We start from the raw sequence: 24,051 nt of genomic DNA on the forward strand, positions 1-24,051 counted from the left end.
CTTAATCTTTATGTACACAATTTCAATTATTTCAAAGTAATGGAATATATACAATGTATTAAAATTCAAAATATATTGAATTTAATATTCGTTTATTTTAGAATAACCTTAACTACTACACATGGAGGTAATCATGAAAAACATTTATTCGCCGCTGCCGCAAGAAACGGTTTCTATATCAATCGAGTTCTCTCCTGTTTGGGAGATTGCTTTAGGCATTGCCGGCTACACCCATTCCAAGTTACGCCACACTTTTGAATTAGATGAAAAATGGGCAGACAATAAATCCTCTATGACTACAACATTAGTAAACAACTTAAAAGAAATGGAACAAACAAATTTATGGTATGGGCTGCTCGTGATGCAGAATCATCTGTCCGCATCTACTGTTCAAAATTTTTCGAATGCCGTTTCTGAGTTGGAGCCTGAAGTGTTTTTCGAAACGCTATTACCTTATAAGGATCGTTTTCACGAGGCATCGCGAAAGGAAACAGCAAGAAACTATGAAAATACGGATAGCTTTTTTCACTATGCGTCTCTGTTTGAGAATCATGAATACTTAGAGGGTTATGTACAAACGCTTGGCAAAAAGAAGCGTTGCGAAATTATTGAATTGTTTGTTGAGACGATGTCTGAGTGGTACGAGTGGATCAGGCAACAGGTGGAGTGGGAAAAGTGGATGCAGGCTCTTGCATTTGAAAAGAAACAGCCTGGTTACATAGATGCGGACAAACCGGTAAAAGAGATCGAACGCATTACGGGTGGCGCGAAGTATCTGCCTGAACCTTCAATTTGGCAGGTAAAACTCATTCCACACGTATCGTACCGTCCTTGGATTTTGGAACAACGAACGTCTGATACAAAGCTGATCTTTTACCCTTTAAATGAAGAAGCACTGCTTCAACCGGGTACTCCGCCTCAAGAGCTTGTTCGTGGTCATAAAGCATTGGGTGATGAACTGCGATTAAAGTTATTGTACCAACTTTTAAGAGGGCCGTTGTCACTGCAAGAAATGACTGTGCAGTTCAACGTTTCAAAAACGACGCTGCATCATCAGCTGTCACTCTTAAAAGCCGCTAAATTTGTGAAGGTTGAAAAAGGCATCTATTCCGCCAATAACGCAAACATTCAATCATTCTCTAAGCGACTTAACCAATATCTCGGTGAACAACTATGAATCTAACAAAATACACTAAATCCTTCAAAGCCCTCTGGGTCGGAGAAATTATCTCAGAGTTTGGAGGAGCTGCTGGCGGAATTGTAAACGGGCTATTATTGTATGAACTAACAGGCTCGAAAGAATGGATGGGAGCGCTCTGGCTCGTTTACTTTCTGCCTTCATTGATCCTTCAAGGAATTAGCTCTCCCTTTTTAAATCATGTTGTAAAAGAAAAAATGCTAAAAAACATCCAACTGATTCGTTCCGTTGCCTATCTTCTTCCTATAATTGGTTACCTTAGCGGCTCTGATCTAGTCACGATAGCAGGATTAGTCATACTGCAATGTATGTTAGGATTGCTGCAGCCGATTTATGCAAGTCTATCGTTCTCGCTATTGCCAGATCTTTGTGAAGAGAAAGAGCTCGTTTCAGCGAATAGTTTATTAGATGGTACCCTTCGCTTGATGAGCTTTATATCACCTGGTGTTACTTCCCTGCTTTTAGTAGTCAGTCCTCTACATGTTATCTACGGATTATCCAGTTCCATGTTCTTACTTAGCTATCTGTCACTTTCTCGCATTCCACAAATGAGCAAAACAAAAGTTGCCACCTGGTCAAAAAAGTTTTGGTGTAATGAGATGAAGGCTGGTTACAGTACTTTCTTTCAATTTCCACAGTTATTCAGACTCACTCTACTTTCATCAACTGTACAATTTGCAGTAGGAGCAACATTGGTTTTGAACGTGCCGTTTATCCGTGAAGAGTTAAGTGGGCAACCGTGGGAATACGCTATTTTTGCTGGGGCGTTTCCTGTTGGATATGCGCTTGGTATGGTTCTGCTGACAAAGTTACCTAAAAACGCAATAACGATGTATATCGGGTTAGTAGGCGGGGGCTTCTCTTTCGCACTTTTGTACTTTGTGCCCTCTATCCCTTTAGCTTGGGGCTGTGAATTGATTGGGGGTATATTGTTTCCTTTATTCAACGCACAAAGTGCCGCGATCTTTCAGCACGAAGCACCGCGAGAACGTTTATCACAACTAAGTTCAGTTCGTTTGCTTTTTCTGCGTATTACGATGCCACTGGGAATTCTGTTCGCATCTTCCCCTTTTCTAGGAATCAGTACGAAAGTGGCTTACTTATTCATTGGGGTGACTATCGTCCTGCCAGGGTTGTATTTCCTTACTCAATCCTTTGTTCGAAAGGAAAGTGCAGTTACAAATAACAGCGTGAGAAAATCAAGTTAACACACAACAAACGCCCAATATTCCTGGGCGTTTGTCTTAAGTGCAGTATTTATGAATGTTTAGTCTTGGTAATGTTTCGGGTTACAAAATGGAATCATATAACTCAACTCGAACATCAAGCGGATTCTCAGGATTATTATCTATTTGATAAATTTCCAAGTTCCAGCTTTCATCTGAACGTGTATATCCTTGTTCTGCTATCCATGTATGTAAATGTTCATACGAATTTCTTATTTGCACATTCGGTCCATTGTGAAAAATGGCAGCGTATCTCTGCGGAGGTATTGTTAAAGCAACCATATTTTCTGGTATGGTTTCATATTGACTGACTTGAACACAAATCCAATATCCATCCATTTCAGGAGACGGTGCATCTACTATGAAAGCTCCTATTTGTTGACCAGCATTCAATACATTTTTTATTTCATTTGTTCTCTGCTTCAATAACTCTGCAGCTTTCGGAATTTCTTCTATATACTTCTCACCAGCGCAAATTACTCTGTAGCCTATTAATTTTATCTCTCCTACATTCTTTACTTGCATTTCACTCATCACTTTTTGAGACAAGAAACCTCATCCTTTCTTATTTCTTTTGTACAAGACCAAAACCAATTCCTGTAGGGTCCACTAAATAAGCAAGGTAAAACTCATCAAATTCCATCTTGTCCCTAACAACAAGTGCCCCGTTTTCTTTTGCTTTAGAAATGGCATCCTCAATCACATCTACTTCAATCTGAATACGTGCTCCATGAGGATGATCGTAAGGACCTTTTCCTATTCCCCCACTAATCCCGCTGCTTTCCCCTTTACCGGTATTCATCGCCCAATAATCCCATTGAGGACCAGCAAACTCCCAACCAAATACCTTAGAGTAAAATTCTACAGCTTTTTCAGGTTCCTGACTGCTTAACTCAAATCCTATTACTTTACCTGTCATTTTTTTCCCCTCTCTCGTAATTAACTTTTTTCCGATCATGCCCAATATCAATTATTCCAAAATAAACCAGTTAACTCAATCAAACTATGTGCTCATTAATAGCATCACAATGAATCTTTTCTTCCTAACATAAAACTAGGCAAAACACATGAGATGATAAGAATAATAGGTGTTACAACAAAAAGGCCAAACAAGTCTGTTTTGTAATTTAACGGTACATAGGCATTCCATATCCATGACATGATGTTCCATAGCACGATAAATAGGATGATCGAAAAAACAGCATATACAATCTTTCTTAAGAAATACTTCATCCCCATACCCTCTTCGTCTTTAATATACGTTTCTAATGTACCTTCAATAAAATATATTTAAGTCCTTCATTGCTATCATCAGTTTATTTTCAAAATATTTCACTATTAAACTTTTTTATAATTTTAGCTTTTATCATTGAAACCTAGTAAAATAGAAACAATAACAGGAAAGAAGGGGTGATCACTTGAAACATAAAATGAAAGAATTGTTTGAGGAACAAAAAAGTGTACATGTTCTTTATTCATACAATGGCGTAGAGAATTATTTAGAACAAATCGTGGACTTTATTCAAGATGGCATTTCTTTAGGCGAATACGTTATTGTTATTGAAAACGAACGCATCTATAGGATGTTGCACAAAGAACTTAGCATCCGTTTAACACCTGATCAATTGAAGCTTGTTCATCATATTAATAACTTTGATTTTTATTATTCAAGTGGCAGTTATCATCCCCCTGCCATATACGAGTACTTCTGTAAAGCTGTACAGCCCTACTTAGATAACAATCTCTCTTTTCGGTCATGGGCACATGTTGAGTGGGCAACGATGGAAGACCCGCTTCATCTTATCGAGGATCTTGAGAAGATTGTAGATGAAGCCGTGAATTTGCTGTCCTTTCCCCTCATTTGTGCATATGAAGGAGAGAGAATGCCCGATCACCTTAAGACCATCTTATTAAAAACACATCCCTATATTTTGATTGATAATCATTTTACGATTTCCGAACAATATGAGCCAGTAGCGGATGTTAGTAAATAAACCAGCTGTCGTGTCAGCTGGTTTGTTTTTTCTCTTTAAAATATCTTTTGTATCTGAAACAATACTCCCCATAACGTAAAGAGCCCCGTAAACTCTAGGAGAACCCTATCAAAAATACTTCTTTATAAATACTTTTCCATACGTATATCAGACCACATCCTATCTTTCCAATATGTAAATTCTTCAATGCGTCCAATTTCCTGATAACCTAATTTTTTGTATAGTCTTTTTGCCTGGTCATTATATTCAAACACACCTAGTTCAATGCGACGCAGACCTTGTTTCTTAATCTCATTTTCTAGGTATCCTAGTGCTTGATAACCAACACCCTTCCCTCTGCCTTCTGACTCTCCAATCGTAATTCCAATCCAAGCTGTCCCTTGCTCTTTGCGATTAAAAAGATGAGGTGGATCCACCATATAATTCATTTCACCGACCAATTGATCATCCATGTGTATAAGATAAATTTTATGAAATTCTAATCTTGCCATTAAGTCTTCCGAAGTAATTTGCCTTTTGCTTTCCAATTCAGCTTTGTTTTTATGAGGCCGAGTTAATGGAACGATAGCAGGGTCATTTTCCCAGCGGTTTAATGCCTCTACAAAAATTTCAGTAGGTTCAATGAGTTTTGTAATGTAAATATTCACGTTGTTGTAGCCTCCGTGTCATTTCAATCTGTTAACTATTAATCTTATTTCTCTTCCAACTTGTCAGCAATTCGCTTTAACGAATGGTTGATCTGATAGAGCATCACGAGTACAAAAACAGCTATACCAATCGGCAAAATAAATGTGAATAAACCTAAGAGTGGAAACCAGGATCCTGCATATTCCATAAAACTCACCGCCTATATTAAAATTCATTTTAATACCAAGTCCAATATTGTTTCTTCCCAACGTTGGTCATACTTTATGTCGACTATTTCACATAACTTCTTATGAACTTTTTTAAACTCTATGATTATGCTCTTCATAACGCTGAAGATTTCTTCACGGCTGCTGTGCCATTGTTCAAGAAGATTTATTTGCCAATCTGCAAGCTGACTTCTCTTCCCTTCTATCTTTGCCCAGTCCCCAAACGTGTTCGGTTGGGCGCCTTTAGCCATATACCAGCCTGTTGCCATAGAAAAGCGCAAGTTATCCAAACAACTTAACGCATAATTGATTTCGTTTCTCATGACGCGCCGATAGATTTCATGAACGTAGGCAAAGAATTTCGTTCGCCACAGTTCAACTTCTTCCGCTGTTGGTGAATAGGATAGCTGAAGAGATTTCTGCCTCACCAGCTCTGCTAGTGTTTCCGGATCGTGAACGATTTTTATATGTTGCAGCCAAACGGATGGCTGAAGATCTCTCTTTTTATAATAAAACGTATCTACTTTTATAAAGCTATCATAATGAGCAACGCTATACGTTGTCCAAGGGAAATCTTCATAGAAAAGGACGGTACCCCACTTCTTTGCTCTTTCTTTTTTGCGTGATCGATACTCCTCGAACACTTCATCTTTTACAACGATTCTCAGATCAATATCGGAATAGAGATCGGTGTTTTGGTTACCGATTGAACCACCGTAAAAAACGGCTAACACATTTTCATCGTTGAACAAATCTAGTTCAATGGCTCTCATCAAGATGTTCCGTTTCTTCGGAAGATCGCGATCTCTCGCTTCAAATTTTGCTTGTATTGACTCAAATCCCACACACAGGTAACCAGCTCCTCGTATTTGTTGAATTGTATTATTCGCTAACAAAAGACTCAACCCTTTTTGTTTTGGAGTTTATCACAAAAAACAACTCACGAACCTAAAGGATCGTGAGCTCTCGTTTTTTACAGTCCTAATTCTTTTAAAATAGTTTCTAATGTTTTGCCATCGACCGTTGTAACTGGTGTTGGTGCATTGTTAACGGATGTGTTTTGCTTTAGGTAATTTTTTTGAACAAAACCGATGTCTTTTGCATTTACCGTGCCGTCAAAGTTAATGTCTGCTGCGCGGTTATTTGAGCCCCATGCGTCTTGAATTGCAATCGCGTCTTTCACATCAATCACGTTGTCTTGGTTGACGTCACCCGCTACAAGAGGAATGTTAGTTGTTTCTGACTTCCCATAAAGGACCCCTTTGTATTCAAATCCAAACTTATTATTTTGTTTTGTAATAAAGTGTCCTGGCACATTGACTTCAAATGTATACTTTTCGTTGCTAAGTGGCAGTGGTTCAATATTCAACCGTGCATTGCCGCTAAACATATTTGAAGCGTCTAGTCGGTAGTCACCATTTGATACACTGATCTTTGCCCCTACCTTTGTCCAGTCACGGTTTCCAATAAAGTTTCCGCCTTCCACGACATACCCCTCTGGTCCAAGGTTCGCTTGTACACGGTTGAATGTTGGCTTCAACAAATAGCGTTTTCCTGCGTTTAGTAAATTTATCGTTTGACCGTTTTCATCTACGAAAATCGCTGTCGGATTAATGAAGCCAATCGGGTAGAAAAGCTCGTCTTGTACTTTCACTTTTACATCTACTACTTCGGAACGATCAAATTTTAGATTTTCATTGAACTTCACTTTAACCTTATCACCATTTACTTCAATTGTTGCTTTATCTCTAAAAGCGTTTGTTAATTTTGCCTCTTGCAAGTAAACATGCTGAATGCCAGGGTTGGCAAAGTTCCACGTAATTTCTTTTACACCTTCTAAGTTATCCATAACAAGTGAAGCATTCAGGATGTCTCCAGAACGTGCTAATTCGACGTTATGTTTAGCGTAGGTTACAGGCGTTCCTTCTTTTACGAATAAGTATTCCTTCCAGTTTGCCTGGTTCCCTGCTGCATCATATCCGATTACGTTAAAGGAAAGAGACTTAGCATTTTCATTCATCGCTACTTCATCGATCCACTTTCCGTTCTTGTCCAGTCGGATTGGACCGTTTGGCAACGGAAATCCGTACGTATAGACAGCAAAGTTAGAAGATTGATCCACATTAAGACCGGCTTGCTGCATAGTTGCCACATTGTCATCTGTTATTTCCACTTCAAACGGATAAGTAGCTTGCCCTGGTTTGTATTCAAGGAATGGTGAGTCCCCATCTAGTGAACTTTTCACTTTTGGCGTTTCAATATCAATGAAAACATGCTCGCTCTTGATTTGTTGTTTTCCTGATGGCAGTGTTGAAACGAACTTTAATTTGTAGTGCCCTGGCTCTGCGACACTCACTTCTGTTGCAACTGGATTCTTTTTATTCCCTGTAAATCTGTAAAAGTTTCCGTTGAACGTTTGCAGGAAGTAATCGCGATCTGTTAGTGCTGCGGTCATGTTAACCGTACCCACTAGTCCAAGATCCTCGTTTGTCTTACCATCTTGTAAGACGATATCCAGTGTTTCAATAGGTGAACCTAGATTGAACTGTGACATCAATTGAGTAGTTCGATATCCGTCAAATGCATGGTTGTAATGACTTGGTGTAATGGCGCGAGACAGTAACTCAAGCTTATCAAACCCAGGCAGTGATTTCTTAAAGCTGAATGGTACTCTGTAGTTCTCCGTTTGATCTTCGCTGTTCGTGATTAATAGGTATCCTTCATACAGTCCTTTTTTAGCTGTACCTGGAAGAGTTAAGGATACGTTCACGTTCTTAACCGCATTTTGTGTTACTTTAATCGTGCTGTCTACTTCTACTTCTACGCCGTTTTCTTTTAAGCTATTTGTTCCTGGTTGTACGTTATCAACGACTTGTACATCAAAGGTCTTTTTCTTGTCGCTTTGGTTTGTAAACTTGATCGTTTTCTTTACTTTTACAGAAGCGTTCTCAGCTACGACTTGTTTATCAAAGCTAAGTCCACCGGTCTGGTTCTTAATTGTTACTAAGTTTTCTCCATTCGGAATCAACGTTTCATCCTGCACTGTAATCTTGGTTTCGCTGTGAAGCGCTTGGTAAGGATCAATTCGTCCAGCACCTACTTCAAATACACTGTAGTCTTCATTCATCTCATCCGCAGAGTTCATGAGAATTGTTTTGATTTCGGTTGGCTCAAGATCTGGGTTTTCTCCTAGCAATAATGCCGCAACGCCAGCCGCAAATGGAGATGCCATAGATGTTCCATTTAAGCGGGCATACGCATATTTATAGTTTTCTGGTGTTTGATGGTTCACCATGTAGGATGGGAATGTGGATAGCACACTCACTCCCGGTGCTACGATTTCTGGCTTCATTTCAAAGTTGCCGTTAACGGGGCCTCTTGAACTGAAATCTGCGAGCTTATCCCCTTCTGTAAAACTTTCTTTTAAATTGCTAAACGTCAAGGTTTGATTTCCGTTCGCTATCGCTGATTTTAGTTCTTCTCCTGCTTTCTTCGTCATGGAGAACGTTGGTACATAATCCGTAGATTCACCTAAGTTATAGCCAACATGACCATCCACGTTGTTGTATAGAATAACGGCTTTTGCTCCGTTCTCTTTTGCAAACTTCACTTTATCGTTAAGTGCAAAGTCTCCACGTTTTACGAATGCAATCTTGCCTTCTACATTTTTATTCATGTAGTCCGCCTTATTTCCAAGTCCAACATCTACAAGCTCAAGTGTTGTTCCTTCTAAACTACCAAAGGTACTGGAGAAGCTGCGTGCCATGCTAACTAGATCTGTAGACCAGTTGCCTACTTTACCTGTAAAAGTAGTTTGTGAGACAGGTACGTCACTTGCACCAACGGTTAAAGCTAGAGCTGCCGTACCAGGTGATCCGAGTGTATACCCGTTCGGCCCGCTGTTTCCTGCAGAAACGACAGCTGTTACACCGTTTAATACGGCATAATTGAGTGCTGTACTTGTCGGATAATACGGATCATTCACAGCTGCTCCAAGAGAGAGATTGATTACATCCATCCCATCTTGAACAGCCTTATCGATTCCAGCAATAACACCTTCAGACGCTCCGCTTCCGTAGGGACCAAGAACACGGTAGGCGTATAGATCAGCATCTGGTGCCACACCTTCTACTGAAACTTCACTATCATTCTCGTTCTGTCCGACAATCGTTCCAGATACATGTGTACCGTGTGACGTATAGTAAGAATTGCTGCCGTTATACTCCGGTTTCTTAGAAGTTTCCCAATCTTTGTACGTTGCTTCCATCGGATCAGCGTCGTTATCTACGAAGTCATATCCGCCTTTGTACGCATCTTTTAAATCAGGGTGATTGTAATCTACTCCTGTATCGAGAACCCCAACTTTAATGCCTTCCCCCGTGATCCCTTCTTCATGAAGCTTGTCCACTTTTAGGTATGGAAGACTTTCAACAGACGTTGTGATTTCCCTCTCCACATCGCTTGGAAGTTCTTGTTTTTGAACGGGGTCCACCGTATATGTAATGTTTTTATAAACGGCTTTTACTGAATTTGATTTGAGTAAGTCTTCTACTTGGTTTGCAGGCAGTGTAATCGCTGCGCCGTTATATGCTGATTTATACGTTCTAGTAATTCTCGGTGCGTTCTTTTTCCCTTTAATCGTTAAATGCTTCTCTACATCTTCTTTAAAATTTTTATGCTCTTGATCCACTTGTGCTTGAGCAGTTTCTTTTTTGAGTGACTTCCCTTTCATTTTTGCTTCTAAAACAGCAACATGACTAGGTTTTGAATGAAATTCTACGATAACGGAGATTTCCTCTTCCGAATTCAGTTCGCTGTTTTGAAACCCTTGAAGTCCCCTCTGGTTATTCAGTTCTAATTGCTTTAGGGCTTGTCTTTGTTCTGCAGTTAACGATGATAAAATGTCTTCTGCTTTCCAGGACGTTGCATTAACGGTCTTAGAAGAATTGGAACTGAGAGGTGATAAAAGTAATCCTGTTGACAGGGCAAGGACGACTGACTTTTTTGCAAGCTTGGTGACTACCATAATTCTAACCTCTTTCTCATCTCGTTTGATTATTCTAAATATTAATATATTTTTATCTTAGTAGTATTAGAGAGGAGTAGCTATCGGGTTAATTTTATAGGTCTTTAGCACGATTCGATTTTAGATTACGCGCAAAAATGGGTTGGAAGGAACAAATTATAGTAAAAAGTACACAAAAGCATTTGGGTTAATTTTGTTTAAAAGATGCTGGTGATGAACAAACAAAAAATGCCTAGAGAAAAATCCCTAAGCATTACCGAATCTTTATGTTAGCTTTTTTAAATTTGCCTTTTTTTGAGCCTGCCATACGTGGATCATACTCGGTACTCCTGCTGCCATACTCACTATGAAACTCCACATCACATAGCGCCATTCACCCGTATAAGTTGCGACTATGGTAAAAAACACTAACTGACCTACTAGGGCAAACCATGCAGCAATCCAGCCAGCCAGTAAGTTCTCCTTCATTCCATCACTCCTCGTATGTTCGCTTTTTAATAATTTTAACATATTTATCCATTTTAGGTAGAGATAAAAAAAACACTTTATTTCCCATGTGAAATAAAGTGTTTTTATTCCTACTATGTCATTATTCTTCTCTTACTTTTAGACCTAGAAGTGTTGAAAATCCTATGGCTTGCTCACGGGATACGATGCAGCCTTTCAAACTTTTGATGTCTACGTTGATGTTCTCAAACTTACACGTGCTAATATCAATACCGGTCAACTCTGTTTCTGTAAAATCAGCATCGTCTAGATTACACTGGTTAAACTTCACTTTACTTAATTTCGTCCCATAAAAGTTCGCACTTTTGAGCGACGAGTTTTCAAATATAACGGGCTTTAGATCTGCATCCACAAAACCACTCATGTCCAACTTGCAGTTTTCAAAGGTCACATTCCTTAGGTTGGCTTCTTCTAAATCCATCCCCATCAACTTACAATCTTTAAATAAAACTCTGAACAAAATGCCTTCTTTAAAGCTCGTATTGGAAAGATCACAGTTTTCGAAAACGACGTCCGTCATGTCCACTCTGTAAAAGCTAGAATCCATCATTGTCACATTGTTAAACGTAACTTTTGACAGGACTAATTTTTCAACGTCCTCATTTTCAATAAAGTCACCATTCAAGGCGCTTTCCAAAAGGTATGGATCTTCGTCTTGATAGATATCGCGAAACTTTGCCTCTTTGAATCCTGGATGAATCTTTGGCAGTTCTACTTTAAAATTCTTCATCAGCTATTCCCTCCGTTCCAATCGTCTTATTTAATAGCTTATAGAAGTGCTGCGTTAAATTTAAGTCTTTTCTTTTTGTTGAAAGTCTGTGCAATGAAAAAAACGGCTGAACTTAATGTCAGCCGTTTCTCCTTATTTAATAAGCTCCTTGTGAGTAAGTAAGCTCATAGCTATGTGTGTAAATCTCAAAGATGTTGCCGAACGGATCTTCTACATACACCATCTTGTAAGGTTTATCGTTCGGATAGTATTCGCGGATCGGCATGCGCTGCTTTCCGCCATACTCTTTAATTTTTTCGACGATCCCTTCAATATCAGGATCTTGGATACAAAAGTGGAATAATCCCGTTTTCCAGTATTCGAAGTTGTTTTCTGGCTTCTCATTGTGCGGGAACTCAAACAACTCGATTCCAATCTTGTCACCTGTTGCTAAGTGAGCAATTCGGAATGTTTCCCAGTCGTTCCCGAATACATCACGGCACATTTGTCCGATCGGCGTATCATCATTTTCTACATCAGAAGGCTCCATGATGACGTACCAGCCAAAGACCTCTTTGTAAAATTTGATGGCGTCCTCTAAGTTTGGCACAGACAGCCCGATATGAGAGAATGTTCTAGGATAGATTGGCATATTTGTATTCCTCCTTGTTTTTGTTGATTACAGGAATCATTATACCCAGACACACCTCTCGTATGTAAGAACGCACTTTTAAGTGACATACTATCCTGGAGGTAAGAAAGGACGGATTGTATTTGGATGCTCCTTTAAATAAAGATGGCAAATTAAAATGTTCCATTGAATATACCCTGCAGAAGATCGGCGGTAAATGGAAGACTGTAATTCTTTGGCATTTAGGTGAAGACGGTACGCTGCGCTATAACGAATTGCGGAGTTTGTTGCTTGGTGTCACCCATAAAGTACTTACAAAGCAGCTGAAAGAGCTTGAAGAAGATGGTTTTATCTCTCGAAAAGCTTATAACACCGTGCCGCCAAAAGTGGAGTACTCGATGACTGAGTTAGGTGCAACGTTAATGCCGATTTTGAAACAGATGCATGTATGGGGAACGGAGCATTGGGATTTGGTGTGAGTTGATCAGCGGCGAGTTTGTCGAAAATCGGATAAAATTTCCTATGTGCGTAATTATAGGTGTTATCTACGGAATTATTAAACTTTACCTCGTATAAAAATGGAATTACCTCGTAAATAATTTCAATCGTATTTCCAGTGTAGACATATCTTTAAACTGTCCTTTAAGAGTGTACATAAAAAGAGGCTTATACTCATAATTTGAGTCAGCCTCTTGTTTTTACATCTCTGACAAACTGTTTCTTATAGCTTCAGCTAAAGAAACATACTTCTCATCCCCACTAACACCTAAATAAAGACTCTTTAACAACGATTTGCAGTTAGCCATCACATACCAATACACTTCAGGTGGTAACTCTTCTTTTTGTGCTTTTAGATTGGCTGGAATCTCTGCAACGAATGCCTCTAATTCTTCTCCACCGACTCCTTTGTTCAACATCGCTAGAACCGGCATTACCACGCGATCATCTTCTCCATGCACAAACACCGTTTGCGCATTGCAATACTTTTTCAAAAGTGGCTCTATGATTTTAAAATAATCCTTCTGAGACACCTTTTCACTTTTCAGCAGCTCACCACTCGTGTCCGCAACATGCGCTACACTATGAGCCCAGCCTTTTACAGGAACGTATCCACGTAAATCTTCTTCCAAGTGAATATATTGAATAACCGCATCTTTCGCTTTCGTTACAGTTTCTTGAGGCAGAAAATCTGCTTCATTGTCTTTGTAGATGATGACATCAATTAATAGGGTCGTAAACGCTCTTGTGAAGACTGAATCCGTCCCATTATCGCCGATCCCTTTATGTAAAAGGTTATTTAGGCTATAATCCATAAGTTCTTTTAATAACGCAGGATCTAGTTGATTTTCTATGATTGACTCGCAAAAAGAACGGTACACCAGCTCTCTTAAATCGCTGGTTGGGGAACCAATGTGAGTGATCATCGCATCCACAATCGCCTTTTTATTTTCTTCGCCCCACTTTTTTTGTCCACTTTTCATATCATTTAAAATCTTAAATAACTCAGTTTCTGTATATTGTACTTTACTCGATAGTAATGTGGTCATGACTTCGCCTCCCGATTGTAATTTTCTGTATCTCTATTATACAATACGAATTGATTTTTGGTATTTTTTGTATAACCCTTAACAATTCTGTGTACTGGGGCTACTTGTTATTGTATTTTTGGATAGAATGATACAATAAAAGAAATTCATTGAAAGAGTGAAAGCCTTGAAAAAATATATGATTTTCGTTGTGTCCATACTGTTTTTAGCAGGCTGCGGGTTCAACAAACAAGAAACAACAAAAAACATTTTCCTGATTCCTGAGGGCTTTGAAGGATCCATCTTTACGTTTTACAATATGCCCGACGAGCCTGCGTTAAAAAAGGAAGATGGCTATACAGTGATTCCCGTAAAGGAAAAGACGTTGAAAGAGTTAGAAAATACGGAGATTAGTCAGTACGGTGTTTATTTAACGTCCACAAAAGATATGATCTACGGGGTTGTGAATGATAAGTATTATTACGTGGATAAGAACGGCAACCGTAAAGAGATCAATGACCAATGTATCAGTCTTGGCTCGAACGGTGCCTTTAATGGTAAAAATGGTGAAGATATTAAGTACTCCGTCATTCAGGTGACGTCTTCGAGCTGTGGTCCTTCTTTTAAAGAAAACGGAAGAAATGATTTCAATGCTCAGGTCAATCATGTTGGCAAATATTATTATCAACAACTGGGCATGAAAAAATAAAACGCTGCAGAGGGGTCAGACCCTTGCAGCGTTTTTCTATTCGATAAAATACATCTTTCCGTCTACTTCCAAAGATATCGCTGATTGTTTCATGTCTTCTTTCAAAGATTTTGCATACGCGACCACAGCATTGATGCTTTTCTTATCTAGATTCTCAGCAAAGCTATAAACGATCGTAACTTTTTCTTTTACAAGCTGATCGTCCTCCGACACCCATGCTCCTGTTCCTTCGACCGCCGTTGCCCCACCAAACATGTTAGAGAACGTCTCAAGTGACTGATTCACGTAAGGCGTGTTATCGATCGGTTGATCTACATCGTATGTCGATGGCACATAGATTTTAATAACCTCATCAAGATGGTATTGACCCTTTAGTGCGTTCGTTTCTTTCGCTTGAATCGTTTCTGGATGACTTGAATCGTTTAGAGAAAACGCAAGAAAACCAATCAATACTAACGATAAAACCCCATACAAAATTTTGCTCCCTTTCAACCTGTCCACTCCTTTTTATACTTTAAATCGATAATAAGATAAAGTGTAAAGAAATTGGTAAGGTTGTGAAATAGGTTGATAGGTTCAAATGATCATAAGTGAATTCGGGACTTTTTTCATAGTTTATTGCATTCTTCATTTATTTCCAAATCGCTAAATACTTCTTTTTGTAATTAGCGTCTGTTACGGTTTCGATTAAATTCAAAGCTGTTTGTTTTATATCATCTTCTTTTATTTCGTTAAACAAGTTTCGTAAGGCTTGAAGGATATCGTTTCGAATCAACGTGAAGTTCTTTTCTTCTTCACAAGCATGAAAGCGATCAACCAGATGATTAACTACCATCTCTTTTTGTTCATTGCCAGCAAGGGCGATTCTCCATATTGATTGCAAGCTATGGCGAGCAGTCACAAACTTTTTATCATAGGTTACATTCCAAATGGCAGGAAAATCGTTCAGTATTTTTTTCTCAGGATCGCTAATTGCTAAATGCGCGAGAAATTGTGCCGCCCTTGATCTCTTGTGATTGTCAGGATCATCAAGATCATCTTTCAACTGATCCCAGACTTCGTAAGCCCAATCGACCGGTTTTTCAGTAGCCGCAATGATTTGGTTGTACGCTTCGTATTGAACGTTTCTGTCGGGTGAGTTTAGATTTTCGAAATGGGATTGCATCGGTTTGTCCATGTGTCACCTCTTATTTCTTGAGATTTATCGAAGGATATATGGTACTGAATTTGCGTTTTTTTATTAATCCTTTCACATCACTTCGTAAATGAACATATTGTTCTGCTGTTTCAGCATCCATCCAAGTGATTTCTTCAATTTCCTCTGGAAAAGAGATTCCAATTTCTCCACCAATGATATTCCCTTTAAATACAAAGAAAATAGCGTGATGTCCTCTATCTTCAAAAAAAGCTTCATTCACAGAAAAGATTCCTTGAAGTTCTACTTCTAAACCTGTTTCTTCTCTTACCTCACGTTTAGCGCCTTCCTCAAGGGTTTCTCCAGGTTCAACTGCACCTCCAGGAAGTGTGTAGTATGAAGCACCTTTTCCTTTATTCTTTACCAGTAAGACCTTTTCACCTGTCTCATCAAAGAGAAGTACATATGTAACATCTACTCTTTTCATATAAATGGTTTCTCCTTCTTTTTTATCATTCGACCCTTGCTTTTCGATTATTTCATAACACTCCTGGCAAGAATAGTGGTAAAAAGGAGAGTTGATAAGCATGGATCAAAATAAAGAATATGCTGCTGCCCATCTATCAGAGGATTTGGTAAGCGAGCTGCAATCGTTTGAAGAGAAGTTAAGCGGTCAGTCGAACAAAAATCTTATCGTAATTGCCTATGAAAAAGATAGTGAGCGTTCGTGAACTAAAGTATTTAATGGAAAGAGAAATAGCATCATAGTCTAACGGGTTCTCTTTGGAGTACAAAAAGTTATAATCGCATATAAATTAGCAAACGAAAAAGCACTGCAGTTCAAATTTGCGGTGCTTTTATTGATTGCAATTGGGCAGAGCTTCATTCCGTAATCGTACCCTTTTACTTCAATAACATAATTTTAAATAAATCTTTTTAAATATCCGCCAAATATTTTGTTCATAACTTTGGGAGTGTTTTCTAAATAAACATTAATTTGTTCAATGTTTGATTCGAATTTATCAGAGTTTCTTTCATCTGTTGGAAAATCAGATATTCCTTTAATAATTATACATTCAACATCATTCTTCTTACAGATATAAGCAATTGCACCCGCTTCTGTATCGGCTATTGTTATCTCGTTTTCTTTAAGTTCTAAATAGTCATTCCACATAACTACTGCTTTATCCGATGTGCCGATTGTTCCGGCATAAAAATCATTTCCATACTTTGATAAATCAATATCAACTATGAAGGATTGTTTAATAAGAGGCTCGATTTCTTTTACTGTGCAATCATATTGAACGGCTTTATCGGGTACAAAAATATCCAAATTACTGAACTTATCATCTATTCCTGCACATGTTCCAGCAACGATTACTTTAGTTAAATTAAATTTAGAAATCATATACTGATTACCACCCACACCATTTACTTTTCTTACACCAGTACTATAAAAAACAAGTTCTGAATCATTCATTGTTCTTTTGAAATACTCGCCATAAGGATAACCGAAACGTTCATTATCTTTTATGCCAAAATATCCCAACGCCGCTTCATATTCCCACTTCGTTGCTATACTTATTCCTATCATCGACTTATCACCCTACAATAATAATTTGTCCCTATTGAATGTCTACTCGGTCTGATTTCATTTTTATCACTATTCTTCTTTACTTTGCTCATCAACAATTGGTTATTAATATGTAATTATCCTTTTTTACCAACATACTACGTCACAGCATACTTTTAATCTAATTATATATTTGATTTAGCCGTCGTCTAATCCTTTTCCACCAACACTGGTAAGTCTTTTAAGTGAATTCCATACCAAATCGCAGCGTGACATCCTGCTAGAAGCTATGTGAATTTGGTGCTAATCCGAACATAAAAACCCATTAAACATTGATATAGCAACAAAAATAAGCAAGCTAATTCATATGTAAATTAGCTTGTTATATGTATTGCTTTTTTCTGTTTTGTACTCCAAAAGCGAAATCTTTTCATCTGAGTTATCTCACTTCCTCTATCACCGATTCTCCTTCACTTCCTTCAGCCCATCTCCACTTTTCATGCAAACGGATTCTTCCGTCAGACAGCAATTCAGGTGTTGAATGACATTCTCCTCCCTTAATTTCATTCGCTTTGTTGACGTGATTGTACCTAAACTGCAAGCTGCCATCGTCGTTTACCAACCCGATCAGTGTCCCTTTTACAATTTCCCCGCCGCCATATGCAGCTGTTAAGATATTTCCTTCTTGTTTGTAGTAAAAGACCGTTTGAGAAGACACCTCTCCATTTGCAGAGTTTTGCACCGCGACGAATGTTTTGCCGTCATAATGAGTCAAAGTATAAGCCTCCAGATTTTATAATATTCAAATAATTTAACATACCTTCTTGTTTCCCAGCAATACAAATATCCAGTTCCATTTTAATAAGTTTAGAATATATACAACTTTTCTGTGCATATAGTTGGGTTACAGCATCGGAGGGAGATCACTTCATGTATGATTACTTATTGCCGCTACAAAAAAGACACCTAAAACGAGCAAGTGAGATTCTAACCGAATCCTTTATTGATAATCCCATGTTCGTCTATTTCTTTTCTGAGCCGAAAAAGAGAAGAAAAATCTTGAGTATGACCTTTCCGATCGTCATCCAAGTCCTTCAGTCCAATGGCCGATTGTTTGTGACTTCAGATCATGTGGAGGGTCTTTTTTGTGTATCAAAGCATGGGGAGAAAACGAAGATTGGAAAGCTCCTAAATGCGGCGTTTACGTGCGCGATTCGAATTCCTCAATTTTTGATCCATCTGTCGCTGATTGAATTTTTGCGAAAAGCGAGCCGCTTGCAGCCCGCCAACAGCACTCTTGCAAAGTATAAAATGCGATTCGACAACTTCCTTTTGGTCGACTCTGTTTGTGTGGATCCCGCTCACCGGCATCAGGGACATATGACAAAAATGATGAAGGCGGCTATAGAAGAAACAAAGAAAAGAAAGACCTTTTGTTTGCTTCAAACAGAAACAATGAAAAATGTAAGGATCTATAAGCATCTAGGGTTTTCGGTGGTCGAAGAAGTAAGGTTCGATCACATTCCCTTCTCTACTTTTGTGATGATTTACGACCCATATGGAATTACGGATTAAATGAAGAAAAACCAACCGGAATAAGGGTAGCCGGTTGGTTTTTTTAGTCCTTATCTATGAGTATTGCTTTCGAACCTCATTTCTTCAATGAAAGTTGATTGGAGTGTAAGATGCGAGACTCCTTGAACGGAAATCAACACTTTCATAAACCTACTCCTCAATAAAAGGACGATCACGCAGATGCTCCGTTTGTTCCATCAACACATAAGCAAAATGATCGTAATTCACCCATTTCATTGGGATGACGAGCTGTTCCTCATTTTTCTTATTGAAGACAAAGATTCTTTTTTTGTTGTACTTCACTTTTTTAATATCCTGAATCTGAATCACGTTTGTTTTGCTGCCTTTTTGCACAACAAGATCGTGTCCGACAATCAGCACCTTGCTTCTTTTAATCTTCCAAAACTCAAGAACGGTTAAAATCAGACCGATCACCGTAAATCCAATTGAAAAGTAGATTCCATCGTCAATGCCATCCATAAAAGTCGTTGTCCAGTCCGACAACAGGATCGCATAAAAGAACCACATTCCTTTTGATAGCTTTGGCGAGCTTTCAAAATGGATTTCATCATGAAGCTGTTTCTTCGTGTCTTCACGCTTCGCAAAAAATTCGTCTTTGTGTTGTTCGATCGACTTGGCATCAAGCTCCACAAAGTCAGTATACGTTCCTTCCCAAACATGAGCCGTGTCATCTCCTTCTTCTAAGGAGAAGCCGCCTGCCCAGCCTACATACTCTGTACCTGATTCTTTGAAACTCAATAAATAATACCGTACCGGCTGGCCGTATTGGTTCTCAGTATCTATTGAATCCAGAACATTGATGTGTTCAGGGAACTTGCCTAACAATCTCTCATCTTCCTCATCCTGCATGTAAACGAGATGAGTAAACAATTTCGACTTGGCGATGATCGGCTGTTTTTTATCTTTGATTGGGTAAAGATTCTCTTTGTTGGAACCCTTCAAATCCCAATAGAAATCTTCCGCACTCTCTAAGTTCTCCGCCAACGTACCGAGAACGTCTTCTTCTACTTTCACGTGCTTAATTAAACTCACAATCACAGCTTTTTCAGCAATGAGTGGATCTTTGAAACGTACCGCTTCGCTTAAATACTCTTCGCATTCAAGCGTATAGTAATAGTTCATCAACTGCAGAAGAAGCCCCATGTGAAAACGAATAGAAATGTACTCTTCTTTCCAAGCGGTGTAAACGAACTTGGCAGAGTATTCTTTATCGTAAGAAAGGTATTCCCTTCTCGTTGTTTCATAGTCTGTTAGGAGAATCGGCAGAACAATCTCCTTTTTGTATTCCCACTCCACTCCGGATTCGGTAACGGAATGAATCATGTCATACATCATAAACTTGTAATGTGGCGTGTGGATGCGATTGATCGTTTTGTTCAAGATGTTTCGAACGAATACAGGAAAGTTCACAAGTTGCTCGACAGGCAGATGAACTTCCTCTTCGTTTATCAATCTCGCAAGCTTTTCTTCTATTTCAAAAAAGATCTCTTCATCCTCTGTTAATAAAAAGAGTTCAACGGCTCTTATTTGTGCAGCTGGTGAGAAGGAATCAAAATGTTTAATTAAGTGGTCGATTACTTCAGGCATTGGGTAATCACAAACAAAATCGATTAAATAGAACGATGGATTATCCCACTTATCAACCGATTTTGGAAAATTGCGCGCCGCTGCTTCTATCATTTCTAATAAAAGCTCCAAACGGATCTTTTCGTTTTCTTCTTCTTTAAACTCGTACAAAAGATCGAGCCCTTCAAACCGCTTATCAGGGTCATCACTTTTAATCTGCTTCAGCATACTTCTGACTTTTAATTCGTTCATCTCTTCACCTTTTATATTCAAATTTAATGAACAGAAAAGCATTCGATTTATTCTAATTTATCCCTAAAGGAAATTCAATCTATATTTTGGAATAATTTAGCTTTTTAACTTTATACAGGAAAACAGTTGTAGAAAAACAATTTGACTTGAACGATCAGCAGGCTTATAGAGTGTTTCCCATTCACCACTATTCGGACCTTGCTGGCCACCCTTTAACTAAAAGATAGATGCCGGCAATCAACAAGACCACACTCATGCACAGTGGCATGATCCCCACTTCTTTCAGTGCCGTTCCATACACACCAAGACTTCTATCATATCCTCCGATATAACCATCGATGTCTGGTGCTGTTATGTAAAGTGAATAGATAGATGCTGATATGAGTGTCATGCCAAACAATACGATACTGGAAATGAAGAAGACACTGCCGATTATTAGCTTTTTCACAATAATACCTCTTTTCAATGAATATTTATGAAACACATAACTAAACATGTTCACCCTTCTTATTCTAGTTTCCTTCAGTCTGACTGCTACATAGCGAAAAAAAATCCAGCATTCGAAGTTGGAAGCAGGAGTAATCTGTCCGATTCAGTTGATAATCTGCCCAATTCATCTAAAAATCTGTCCAATCTCCTCCGTAATCTGTCCATTCACTATAACGTCACAGACGTCCGTAAAAATAGCTAATCCTCCATCTACGTGATAAACTATTTTCTTGGTTGCATTCATTATTTAACTTTATGAACTATATGATGTGCGTCTGTTGCTGAGGAGGACTTTTATGAGAAAACAAATCATGACCGCTTTATTGCTCGTGACCGTTCTGGCTGCGATGGAAGGAACGATTGTGAGTACGGCCGTTCCACGAATTACGAGTGATTTGTCTGGCATCGAGCTCGTGAGCTGGGTGTATGCGGTCTATATGTTAGCCACTGCCGTTTCCACTCCAATCTACGGAAAGCTCGCTGACTTGTTTGGCCGGAAAAAAGTAATTCTTGCCGGCATTATTTTATTTTTAGTGGGATCCGCGCTTTGCGGAATTGCGATGTCGATGGAGCAGCTTATCTTCTATCGTGCGATTCAAGGTCTCGGAGCTGGTGCTGTTATGCCGATTACGATGACCATTATCGGGGATCTATATTCTGAAGCGAAAGAGCGAGCAAAAGCACAAGGCTGGATTTCTGCCGTTTGGGGCGTTGCAGGTGTGCTCGGACCGTTAGCAGGTGGGTTCCTCGTTGATACGTTGTCGTGGCGTTATATCTTTTTCTTAAATATTCCGTTTGGACTTGTGGCCTTCTTCATGCTGGCTGCGAATTATAAAGAGAAACTTTCAAAAGGAAAACCGTACATTGATTATTGGGGAGCTGTCACCTTTTCGCTTGCGACGATTGCCTTTTTGTACGCGCTGTTAACAGGCAGTCAGACACAAGAATGGGGTAACCCCATGATTATCGGGCTTTTCGTTATTGCGGCCCTCTTTTATGTTGGGTTTGTCTTTATCGAGAAAAAATCACCCGAGCCGCTCATTCCGCTTAACCTTTTTTCAAATAAAAGTGTTTTGATCGTGAATTCATTAACGCTCATTTCTGGCGCAGTTGTTATATGTATCACCATTTACTTGCCGATCTGGAGTCAAGGGGTGATGGGTAAAACAGCAACACAAGCAGGGTTCGTGCTTATGCCACTACCTGTTATGTGGACGCTAGGTTCACTCGTTGCTGGAAATCTTGTCGGTCGCTTGAGAGATAATTGGATTATTACACTTGGAATTAGTGTAGTAAGTGCCGCTTCACTCATTTTCTACTTACTAGATGCACATTCACCAACGTTCTTGATCTATGTGGCTTCAGGCGTTTTAGGACTTGGAATGGGGCTCATCACTCCAATCTACATGTTAATCATTCAAGCTTCTGTTCCGTCCAATAAACGAGGAGTGGCTGTAGCTTCGAACACGTTCACGAACACATTCAGTCAGACGCTCGGATCAGCGGTTTTTGGAACCATCTTTAACTTGATCACTCTTTCAAGAGCTGAAAAAGCTGGACAAGACCTTGATCTGAATGCTTCTTTTGAGCATGGCGGTGAACTGCCGACCGGCCAATTGGCGCAGCTTCAAGAAATCGTCGCGTCAGGAGTACATGCCATTTACGGAGTGATGCTCGTGCTCACGGTTATCGGAATCGGCGTCTCTTTCCTTCTTATCAAACATCGTGAACAAACAATAGAAAAAACTTAAAACTAAAAGAGTGCTCTTTGTTAGAGAGCACTCTTTTTTATCGTTTACTTGATAAACCTTTTACAAAAATTATACATAGTGATATATTTTCCCTATACATTTATTAAAAAGCAACAACATACGCAGGAGACAAGACGAAGATGAGTAATAATGAAAAGTTTGATATCATACCACTGTTAACTTATATAAAGAATGTAAAACAAACATTTTTAGATAATGAAAAGCTTAATTGTCAGCAAATAGAAGTTTTATTATATTTGTTAGACAACGAGAAGTTAACGATTACAAAATTAGCCGACAAGTTAAATATTAGTCCTGCCTCAACCTCTACAATAATTGAACGGCTTGTTAAAACGGAATTAGTTGGTCGTGCTTATACAGAACGAGATCGAAGAAAAGTTTACGTATCTTTAACCGAAAAAGGTCTACATGAAACCCATCGGTTGGTTGCTAAAAAAGATGAGATTCTTATTTCTTCCCTTTCTCCTCTTACAGAAAAAGAGAAGTTTGAACTTACCAAAATCAACGTCTTATTTAAGAAATTGAACAGCTAGATTTTTAGACCAGCATCATCAAAACGGAATAACATGCTAAACCCGTGCAAAACGCGAGAAAACTGCTTTCCTGATCTTCAGGCAGCTCTTCTTTTAAAACGTTAAGTATGATTCCTCCCGCAAGAAGAGCAACAAGCACTGATAGAATCAGCTCATGAACTGCCGTTAGTACACCGATTCCCCAGCCTAACAGAATCGCGATGGTAAGAAGAACTCTGCCGTATTTGTCGTATGTATGTTTGTGGTCTTTTCTGAGACCCCAGTCGTTTGCAACAAAGTGGATGCTCAGCGCTGTAAAGAAGAAGAACATTCCCCATTTTGTTTCATACTCTTCCCTTATGAGCAAATAACCAATCACTGCATTATACACAAAGAATGACGCAGTATGAATCCAGAAAACCCCTAGTGAAGCTGGAGCATCATCCGTGTTGGAGCTGCTGTTATGCTTCTTTTTAGATTTCTTCACCATTCGTTCAAGTCCATAAAAAAGAGCTAGTCCGAGCATCGCAATCATATAAATATGATCTTCAATATATTTACCGATTCCTCTATCAAGCGATGGTTCAACTTTTTCCTGGTAGTGGTTCAGATCGGGAAGCAAATGCAGAAACACATATGAAACGGCAACACCTCCTGCGAACGATAGAAACTTGCTGCGCGGCGATTTGCCCATAAAACTTATGTACTTCGAACTTAAGTGTACAAGTGCAAATCCTATTACAAAAATGAAACTAAGCATTGTTTTCGTTAGCATA

Annotated in this window: 28 protein-coding genes; 9 read left to right on the plus strand and 19 right to left on the minus strand. The window is 38.9% G+C overall.

Features of this window, described 5'->3' with window-relative positions; genetic code table 11:
• The first annotated feature begins 133 nt into the window (after nucleotides 1-133).
• Both P8610_RS05450 and P8610_RS05455 read left to right on the plus strand, forming a co-directional pair.
• Complete coding sequence (locus P8610_RS05450; RefSeq protein WP_394603435.1) at nucleotides 134-1,177, plus strand: ArsR family transcriptional regulator; 1,044 nt, start codon at nucleotides 134-136, stop codon at nucleotides 1,175-1,177.
• Complete coding sequence (locus P8610_RS05455) at nucleotides 1,174-2,406, plus strand: MFS transporter (RefSeq protein ID WP_394603436.1); 1,233 nt, start codon at nucleotides 1,174-1,176, stop codon at nucleotides 2,404-2,406. Before P8610_RS05450 ends, P8610_RS05455 begins: the two co-directional genes overlap by 4 nt.
• A gap of 81 nt (nucleotides 2,407-2,487) precedes the next feature.
• On the opposite strand, the gene P8610_RS05460 is transcribed toward P8610_RS05455, so the two are convergent.
• From P8610_RS05460 to P8610_RS05470, 3 genes are all read right to left on the minus strand, one after another.
• Nucleotides 2,488-2,973, minus strand: coding sequence for a GyrI-like domain-containing protein (locus tag P8610_RS05460; protein ID WP_394603437.1), 486 nt, complete (start codon nucleotides 2,971-2,973; stop codon nucleotides 2,488-2,490).
• A 16-nt stretch (nucleotides 2,974-2,989) separates the two neighbouring features.
• Nucleotides 2,990-3,343, minus strand: a complete 354-nt coding sequence (locus P8610_RS05465) for a VOC family protein (protein ID WP_394603438.1) — start codon at nucleotides 3,341-3,343, stop codon at nucleotides 2,990-2,992.
• 104 nt (nucleotides 3,344-3,447) lie between these two features.
• A complete protein-coding gene (locus tag P8610_RS05470) occupies nucleotides 3,448-3,657 on the minus strand; it encodes a hypothetical protein (RefSeq protein WP_394603439.1) in 210 nt (69 codons plus the stop codon).
• Between the two features lie 185 nt (nucleotides 3,658-3,842).
• Between P8610_RS05470 and P8610_RS05475 the strand changes: the two genes are divergently transcribed.
• A complete protein-coding gene (locus tag P8610_RS05475; protein ID WP_394603440.1) occupies nucleotides 3,843-4,418 on the plus strand; it encodes an MEDS domain-containing protein in 576 nt (191 codons plus the stop codon).
• Nucleotides 4,419-4,540: 122 nt separating this feature from the next.
• Here the strand turns inward: P8610_RS05475 and P8610_RS05480 are convergent, their stop codons facing one another.
• The 7 genes from P8610_RS05480 to P8610_RS05510 all read right to left on the minus strand — a co-directional run bounded on the left by P8610_RS05480 (nucleotide 4,541) and on the right by P8610_RS05510 (nucleotide 12,166).
• A complete protein-coding gene (locus tag P8610_RS05480) occupies nucleotides 4,541-5,065 on the minus strand; it encodes a GNAT family N-acetyltransferase (RefSeq protein ID WP_394603441.1) in 525 nt (174 codons plus the stop codon).
• A gap of 44 nt (nucleotides 5,066-5,109) precedes the next feature.
• Nucleotides 5,110-5,253, minus strand: a complete 144-nt coding sequence (locus P8610_RS05485; protein WP_394603442.1) for a hypothetical protein — start codon at nucleotides 5,251-5,253, stop codon at nucleotides 5,110-5,112.
• 24 nt (nucleotides 5,254-5,277) lie between these two features.
• Nucleotides 5,278-6,168 (minus strand): hypothetical protein, encoded by an 891-nt coding sequence (locus P8610_RS05490; RefSeq protein ID WP_394603443.1) that lies wholly within the window; start codon nucleotides 6,166-6,168, stop codon nucleotides 5,278-5,280.
• Between the two features lie 77 nt (nucleotides 6,169-6,245).
• Nucleotides 6,246-10,298: a S8 family serine peptidase gene (locus P8610_RS05495; RefSeq protein WP_394603444.1), complete on the minus strand. Its 4,053-nt coding sequence runs from the start codon at nucleotides 10,296-10,298 to the stop codon at nucleotides 6,246-6,248.
• Between the two features lie 264 nt (nucleotides 10,299-10,562).
• Nucleotides 10,563-10,766, minus strand: coding sequence for a hypothetical protein (locus P8610_RS05500; RefSeq protein WP_394603445.1), 204 nt, complete (start codon nucleotides 10,764-10,766; stop codon nucleotides 10,563-10,565).
• A gap of 121 nt (nucleotides 10,767-10,887) precedes the next feature.
• Entirely contained in the window at nucleotides 10,888-11,535 is a 648-nt protein-coding gene (locus P8610_RS05505) for a pentapeptide repeat-containing protein (protein ID WP_394603446.1), read from the minus strand.
• Between the two features lie 136 nt (nucleotides 11,536-11,671).
• Nucleotides 11,672-12,166, minus strand: a complete 495-nt coding sequence (locus P8610_RS05510) for a lactoylglutathione lyase family protein (protein ID WP_289496420.1) — start codon at nucleotides 12,164-12,166, stop codon at nucleotides 11,672-11,674.
• A 122-nt stretch (nucleotides 12,167-12,288) separates the two neighbouring features.
• On the opposite strand from P8610_RS05510, the gene P8610_RS05515 reads away from it, so the two are divergent.
• A complete protein-coding gene (locus tag P8610_RS05515) occupies nucleotides 12,289-12,624 on the plus strand; it encodes a winged helix-turn-helix transcriptional regulator (RefSeq protein WP_394603447.1) in 336 nt (111 codons plus the stop codon).
• Between the two features lie 219 nt (nucleotides 12,625-12,843).
• Here P8610_RS05515 and P8610_RS05520 read toward each other — a convergent pair whose 3' ends face one another.
• Nucleotides 12,844-13,692: a DUF2785 domain-containing protein gene (locus tag P8610_RS05520; protein WP_394603448.1), complete on the minus strand. Its 849-nt coding sequence runs from the start codon at nucleotides 13,690-13,692 to the stop codon at nucleotides 12,844-12,846.
• Between the two features lie 166 nt (nucleotides 13,693-13,858).
• Between P8610_RS05520 and P8610_RS05525 the strand changes: the two genes are divergently transcribed.
• A complete protein-coding gene (locus P8610_RS05525) occupies nucleotides 13,859-14,380 on the plus strand; it encodes a DUF6843 domain-containing protein (protein WP_394603449.1) in 522 nt (173 codons plus the stop codon).
• Nucleotides 14,381-14,416: 36 nt separating this feature from the next.
• On the opposite strand, the gene P8610_RS05530 is transcribed toward P8610_RS05525, so the two are convergent.
• The 3 genes from P8610_RS05530 to P8610_RS05540 all read right to left on the minus strand — a co-directional run bounded on the left by P8610_RS05530 (nucleotide 14,417) and on the right by P8610_RS05540 (nucleotide 16,002).
• The gene (locus P8610_RS05530; protein ID WP_394603450.1) at nucleotides 14,417-14,872 is read right to left on the minus strand and encodes a DUF3574 domain-containing protein; all 456 of its coding nucleotides are present in this window, start codon (nucleotides 14,870-14,872) and stop codon (nucleotides 14,417-14,419) included.
• Between the two features lie 139 nt (nucleotides 14,873-15,011).
• Entirely contained in the window at nucleotides 15,012-15,557 is a 546-nt protein-coding gene (locus P8610_RS05535; RefSeq protein ID WP_394603451.1) for a hypothetical protein, read from the minus strand.
• A gap of 10 nt (nucleotides 15,558-15,567) precedes the next feature.
• On the minus strand, nucleotides 15,568-16,002 hold the full coding sequence (locus tag P8610_RS05540) for an NUDIX hydrolase (RefSeq protein ID WP_394603452.1): 435 nt from the start codon (nucleotides 16,000-16,002) through the stop codon (nucleotides 15,568-15,570).
• A 100-nt stretch (nucleotides 16,003-16,102) separates the two neighbouring features.
• Here P8610_RS05540 and P8610_RS05545 point away from each other — a divergent pair, with 100 nt between their 5' ends.
• Nucleotides 16,103-16,246: a hypothetical protein gene (locus P8610_RS05545; protein WP_394603453.1), complete on the plus strand. Its 144-nt coding sequence runs from the start codon at nucleotides 16,103-16,105 to the stop codon at nucleotides 16,244-16,246.
• 191 nt (nucleotides 16,247-16,437) lie between these two features.
• Here P8610_RS05545 and P8610_RS05550 read toward each other — a convergent pair whose 3' ends face one another.
• The gene (locus P8610_RS05550) at nucleotides 16,438-17,109 is read right to left on the minus strand and encodes a permease (RefSeq protein WP_394603454.1); all 672 of its coding nucleotides are present in this window, start codon (nucleotides 17,107-17,109) and stop codon (nucleotides 16,438-16,440) included.
• A gap of 418 nt (nucleotides 17,110-17,527) precedes the next feature.
• Complete coding sequence (locus tag P8610_RS05555) at nucleotides 17,528-17,863, minus strand: n-acetylglutamate synthase (RefSeq protein ID WP_289496429.1); 336 nt, start codon at nucleotides 17,861-17,863, stop codon at nucleotides 17,528-17,530.
• A 155-nt stretch (nucleotides 17,864-18,018) separates the two neighbouring features.
• On the opposite strand from P8610_RS05555, the gene P8610_RS05560 reads away from it, so the two are divergent.
• Complete coding sequence (locus P8610_RS05560; protein ID WP_394603455.1) at nucleotides 18,019-18,663, plus strand: GNAT family N-acetyltransferase; 645 nt, start codon at nucleotides 18,019-18,021, stop codon at nucleotides 18,661-18,663.
• Between the two features lie 150 nt (nucleotides 18,664-18,813).
• On the opposite strand, the gene P8610_RS05565 is transcribed toward P8610_RS05560, so the two are convergent.
• Both P8610_RS05565 and P8610_RS05570 read right to left on the minus strand, forming a co-directional pair.
• Nucleotides 18,814-20,502 (minus strand): hypothetical protein, encoded by a 1,689-nt coding sequence (locus P8610_RS05565; RefSeq protein ID WP_394603456.1) that lies wholly within the window; start codon nucleotides 20,500-20,502, stop codon nucleotides 18,814-18,816.
• A gap of 187 nt (nucleotides 20,503-20,689) precedes the next feature.
• Nucleotides 20,690-20,950 carry a phosphatase gene (locus P8610_RS05570; protein WP_394603457.1) on the minus strand — a complete coding sequence of 87 codons (261 nt, stop codon included), beginning with the start codon at nucleotides 20,948-20,950 and terminating at the stop codon, nucleotides 20,690-20,692.
• A gap of 337 nt (nucleotides 20,951-21,287) precedes the next feature.
• Here P8610_RS05570 and P8610_RS05575 point away from each other — a divergent pair, with 337 nt between their 5' ends.
• Complete coding sequence (locus P8610_RS05575) at nucleotides 21,288-22,742, plus strand: MDR family MFS transporter (protein ID WP_394603458.1); 1,455 nt, start codon at nucleotides 21,288-21,290, stop codon at nucleotides 22,740-22,742.
• Nucleotides 22,743-22,882: 140 nt separating this feature from the next.
• Complete coding sequence (locus P8610_RS05580) at nucleotides 22,883-23,296, plus strand: MarR family winged helix-turn-helix transcriptional regulator (protein WP_289496434.1); 414 nt, start codon at nucleotides 22,883-22,885, stop codon at nucleotides 23,294-23,296.
• A gap of 4 nt (nucleotides 23,297-23,300) precedes the next feature.
• Here the strand turns inward: P8610_RS05580 and P8610_RS05585 are convergent, their stop codons facing one another.
• The gene (locus P8610_RS05585) at nucleotides 23,301-24,050 is read right to left on the minus strand and encodes a hypothetical protein (protein WP_394603459.1); all 750 of its coding nucleotides are present in this window, start codon (nucleotides 24,048-24,050) and stop codon (nucleotides 23,301-23,303) included.
• Nucleotide 24,051 lies beyond the last annotated feature (1 nt).

This window comes from Fictibacillus sp. UD, from assembly GCF_043558025.1.
Lineage (GTDB): Bacteria > Bacillota > Bacilli > Bacillales > Fictibacillaceae > Fictibacillus.